Below are 4,816 nucleotides of genomic sequence, written 5' to 3'. Positions count from 1 at the left end.
GCCCTCTGTGCCAGGATGGATGAGACAGTCCCTCCCTCCGAAATTACTGTAGAGGGCGGGAAGGGATATTCCCATGGAAGCGCGGGTTGAGATGGCCGTGACGCCAGAGGATGTGCAGGTGGCCGCGAAGCCGCAGCGCCGATCGTTCACCGCGGAGTACAAGCGGCGGATCCTCAAGGAGGCCGACGCGTGCACCACGCCCGGGGCGGTCGGGGCGCTGCTCCGGCGGGAGGGGTTGTACTCGTCGCATCTGGTGGAGTGGCGGCGAGCCCGGGCGCGCGGCGAACTCGCCGCCCTAACCCCGAAGAAGCGAGGTCGCAAACCGACGCCCGTCGATCCTCGAGATCGGAAGATCGCCGAGCTCGAGCGCCAGCTCACGCACATGACGGGCCGGGCCGAGCGGGCTGAGGCCCTGGTGGAGGCCCAAAAAAACTTGGCGGCGCTGCTCGGCCGGCCGGGGGCGAGCGCGCAGTCATGATTGCCCTGGTCGAGGAGCGCCAGGCTCGGGTCGGCATCGCCCCGTTGTGCGACGCCCTGGGGCTGGCCCGGGCCACGTTCTACCGGCGGCGGGGCGTCCCGCCGCCGGAGCCCGCGGCCCCGCGGGCGCGGCGCGCCCCCCGGCAGGCGCTGACGCCGACGGAGCGGGCCGGGGTCTTGGCCGTGTTGCATGAGGAGCGGTTCGTCGATCTGCCCCCGACGCAGGTCTGGGCGCAGCTGCTCGACGCGGGCCAAGTGCCGCCGTGCTCGATCCGCACGATGTACCGCGTGCTGGCGGCGAACGCGGAGGTGCGCGAGCGGCGCAACCAGCTCCGGCACCCCGCGTATCGGAAGCCGGAGCTGCTCGCCACCGGCCCCAACCAGGTCTGGAGCTGGGACATCACCAAGCTCCTGGGCCCGGTGAAGTGGACCTACTACTACCTCTACGTATTGCTCGACATCTTCAGCCGCTACGTCGTCGGCTGGCTGCTCGGCCGTCACGAGAGTGCCGCCTTGGCGAAGGTGTTGATCGCCGAGAGCTGCGAGCGCCAGCACATCGCGCCCGACCAGCTCACCATTCATGCCGACCGCGGCCCGGCGATGACCGCCAAGCCCGTGGCCCTGCTGCTGGCCAGCCTGGGCGTGGTGCCCTCGCACTCCCGGCCGCAGGTCTCCGACGACAACCCGTTCTCCGAGGCCCAGTTCAAGACCCTCAAGTACCGACCGGACTTCCCGGCGCGGTTCCGCGCCTACGAGGACGCCGAGGCGTTCTGCCAGCGCTTCTTCCCCTGGTACAACGCCGAGCATCGGCACAGCGCCCTCGGCCTCATGACTCCGCACGACATCCATTACGGCGTGGCCGAGGCCAAGTGGCAGCACCGCGCCGAGATCCTGCGCGCCGCCTACCAGGCGCACCCCGAGCGCTTCCCGCGCGGCGTGCCCGTTCCCCCGCCGCTGCCGACCGCGGCCTGGATCAACAAGCCCCCGGCGCCACCGGCGCTCGCCGCGCCAGAGGGGATCCGCTCATGACGGCTGCTCACAAATTTCCGAAGCCGACTGTCTCATTCGACTTGACAACGTCCGCGAGGGCTTGCGGCCGACGATCCGCAATATCCACACCGACGACGACACGGTCATCATTTTCTTTGACGCGAGCGGTGTCGCCAGGGACGGTCAAACCTATTCCAATACGTATGCATGGTTCTGGGAGATGCGCGATGGGCGCGTCGTACGCGCGCATGCGTTCTTTGACAGCATCGTCTTCAACAACCTGTGGCGGCGCGTTACTCCCACCGGGCAATGAACGATTGTTCCCGCCGCGCTCGCGGGTTAGATTGTCCGAGTTGAGGAAAGGAACCGCCATGCAGAGCTATCGCGTGGCAGGGTTCGGGAGCCTCGAGAGACTCGTCTCGATGACTGAGACAACTCCAGAGCCCAAGGCCGGCGAGGCGCTGGTTCGGGTAGGCGTCACGTCCGAGCGGAGAGAACATGCAGCCGCGGTGCCGGAGTGCACCGACATGACGGCACGTTACGAACGGTACCGACTCGAAGACGTGGTGGCAGCCGCAAGTGGCTGCGCGTGCCGGCCCAAGGTGAACGCCGGGATCGGTTGAACGTGAACACGTGGATCGGTGCAACGTGAACACCCGGATCGGTCATGGTGAACGCCAGGATCGGGATGGTGAACACGTAGATCGGTGATCGTGAACGCGGCCCAGGCGATCCTGCCCCGAACGGGGGGCGGGCGCCTGAGCAGGCGACGCTGGATGGTCCAGCGCGTCGTCCGCCCCCGCAGCCGAAAGGGGCGCGATGGCGGCCGAGCGACTGTCCATGCGGCAGATCCGAGAAATCTTGCGTCAGAAGTGGGCCCTGGGGCTCAGCCACCGGGCCGTGGCCCAGAGCCTCACGGTGGGACTGGGCACGATCAGCAGCGTCGTCGCCCGGGCGCAGGGGGCTGGGCTGGACTGGCCTCAGGTCCAGCCGCTGAGCGACGACATCCTGGAGGGCCGGCTCTATGGCCGGCCCGAGGTCGCGGGCCAGCGGCAGCGCCCGGCGCCCGACTGCGCGTGGATTCACGCCGAGCGCCGCCGGCCCGGGGTCACCCTGGAGCTGCTCCACCTCGAATACCTGGAGCGGTACCCCGACGGCTACCGCTACACGCGGTTCTGTGACCTCTATCGCCGCTGGCTTGAGCGCCGGCGCCTGTCCATGCGCCAGCTCCACCGCGCCGGCGAGAAGTGCTTCGTCGACTACGCGGGCCACAAACCCCGGCTCATCGACCCGACCACCGGGGAGGTCGTCGAGGTCGAGCTGTTCGCCGCGGTCCTCGGGGCCTCGAACTACACCTACGCTGAGGCGACCCGCACCCAGCAGGTGCCCGACTGGATCGCCAGCCACACCCGCGCCTTCGCCTTCTTCGGCGGGGTCACGGCCGCCATCGTCTGCGACCAGCTCAAGAGCGGCGTGGTCGTGCCGTGCCGCTACGAGCCGGGCCTGCAGCGCACCTACGAAGAGTTCGCGGCGCACTACGGCACCGCCATCCTCCCGGCCCGGCCGGCGAAGCCACGGGACAAGGCCAAGATCGAAGCTGGGGTGTTGGTCGCCGAGCGGTGGATCCTCGCGCGGCTCCGCCACGAGACCTTCTTCTCTCTCGCGGCCCTCAACACCCGCATTGCCGAGCTCCTCGCCGACCTGAACACCCGGCCCATGCGCCTGTACCGCGCCAGCCGCCGCGAGCTCTTCGAGCGGCTGGATCACCCCGCCCTGCGGCCGCTGCCGGCCGAGCCATTCGTCTACGGCGAGTGGGCGGTCGCCCGCGTCAATATCGACTACCACGTCGAGCTCCACCGCCACTACTACTCCGTCCCCTACGCCCTGATCCACGAAATCATCGACGCTCGGGTCAGCGCCGCGACCGTCGAGCTCTTCCATCGTGGCCAGCGGGTCGCCGCCCATCGGCGCGATGACACGCCCGGTCGGCACACCACCACCCCCGCCCACATGCCCAAGGCCCACCAGCACCATCTCGAGTGGACGCCGTCGCGCCTCATCCACTGGGCCGAGACCATCGGGCCCCAGACGGCCGCCCTCGTCGCCGCCATCCTCGCCGACCGCCCACATCCCGAGCAGGGCTATCGCTCCTGCCTGGGGTTGCGCCGCCTCAGCCGCCGCGACGGCGCCGCCCGCCTCGAGGCCGCCTGTGCCCGGGCCCTGACCGTCGGCGTCCGCTCCTACCGCCACGTCGACTCGATCCTCAAGCACGGGCTCGACCGGCTGCCCCCGCCCGAGCCGGCCGAGCCCCGCCCCCTGGCTCCCGTCCACGAACAGATCCGCGGCCGGGACTACTACCAGTAAGGAGGCCCGATGCTCGCCACCCCGACCCTCGACAAACTGCACGCCCTCAAGCTGCCGGCCCTGGCCCAGGCCTGGACTGAGCAACAGCAGAACGCCGAGCTCGCCACCCTCAGCTTCGATGAGCGGCTCGGGCTGCTGGTCGACGCCGAGTGGCTGGCGCGGGAGAACAAGCGCCTGGCCCGCGCCCTCCAGGACGCCAAGCTCAAGCTGCCACAGGCCTGCATCGAAGCCATCGACTATCCCGCCCGCCGGGAGCTCGACAAGGCCGTCATCCGCCAGCTCGCCACCTGCCGCTGGATCGCCGAGCACCAGCAGGTCCTCGTCACCGGCGCCCCCGGCACCGGCAAGAGCTTCATCGCCTGTGCCCTCGCCCACCAGGCCTGCCGCCGCGGCTACCGCGCCTACTACCGCCGGGCCTCCCGCCTGTTCGAGGACCTCCGCGTGGCGCGCGCCGACGGCAGCTACGGCCGGCTCCTCGGCAAACTCGCCCGGATGGACGTCCTCCTCCTCGATGACTGGGGCTTGGCCCCGCCGCAGGACCAGGAGCGCCGGGACCTGCTCGAGATTCTCGAGGACCGGTATGGGAGCCGCTCCACGATCGTCACGAGCCAGCTCCCCCCGGCCCAGTGGCACGATCACATCGGCGAGCCTACCCTGGCCGACGCCATCTGCGATCGACTCCTCCACAATGCGCACCGACTCGTGCTAAAAGGTCCCTCACGGAGAAAGGAGGGCAAGCTCGACAGCTGAGCGGCCGGCCAGCGTCGCTCCGCTCCGATCACGATCCCCGATCGGCGCGTTCACGATGGGCCGATCTGGGTGTTCAGCTTCGCCGGTATGCGCAGACTGGACGCTCCAGCGGCCCGCCAAGCGGGCGAAGGAACGGAACGACACGGCCATCCAGCACTGGGTCGACGTCCGCTGGCCCGCGGTAAAAAAAACGCTCGCCGCCGGCACGCCTGGCTCGTCTTCCAGGACGAAAGCG

3 protein-coding genes and 2 pseudogenes are annotated in these 4,816 nt (G+C 69.6%); 4 read left to right on the top strand and 1 reads right to left on the bottom strand.

Annotated elements, in window-relative coordinates; all coding sequences use genetic code 11:
• Positions 1-73 precede the first annotated feature (73 nt).
• From VFR64_21645 to istB, 4 genes and pseudogenes are all read left to right on the top strand, one after another.
• Positions 74-1,506: pseudogene (locus tag VFR64_21645) on the top strand (IS3 family transposase).
• Between the two features lie 61 nt (positions 1,507-1,567).
• Positions 1,568-1,780: pseudogene (locus tag VFR64_21640) on the top strand (nuclear transport factor 2 family protein).
• Positions 1,781-2,286: 506 nt separating this feature from the next.
• Positions 2,287-3,831: an IS21 family transposase gene (gene istA, locus VFR64_21635; GenBank protein HET9492335.1), complete on the top strand. Its 1,545-nt coding sequence runs from the start codon at positions 2,287-2,289 to the stop codon at positions 3,829-3,831.
• A gap of 9 nt (positions 3,832-3,840) precedes the next feature.
• A complete protein-coding gene (istB, locus tag VFR64_21630; GenBank protein HET9492334.1) occupies positions 3,841-4,581 on the top strand; it encodes an IS21-like element helper ATPase IstB in 741 nt (246 codons plus the stop codon).
• Here the strand turns inward: istB and VFR64_21625 are convergent.
• Positions 4,549-4,816 (bottom strand): hypothetical protein (locus VFR64_21625; GenBank protein HET9492333.1); only part of this gene is annotated, 268 nt, incomplete at its 5' end. The two genes, istB and VFR64_21625, sit on opposite strands and share 33 nt — an antisense overlap.

The sequence above is a fragment of the Candidatus Methylomirabilota bacterium genome (assembly GCA_035709005.1).
GTDB lineage: Bacteria > Methylomirabilota > Methylomirabilia > Rokubacteriales > CSP1-6 > 40CM-4-69-5.
This window is presented reverse-complemented; position numbering and strand designations above follow the sequence as displayed.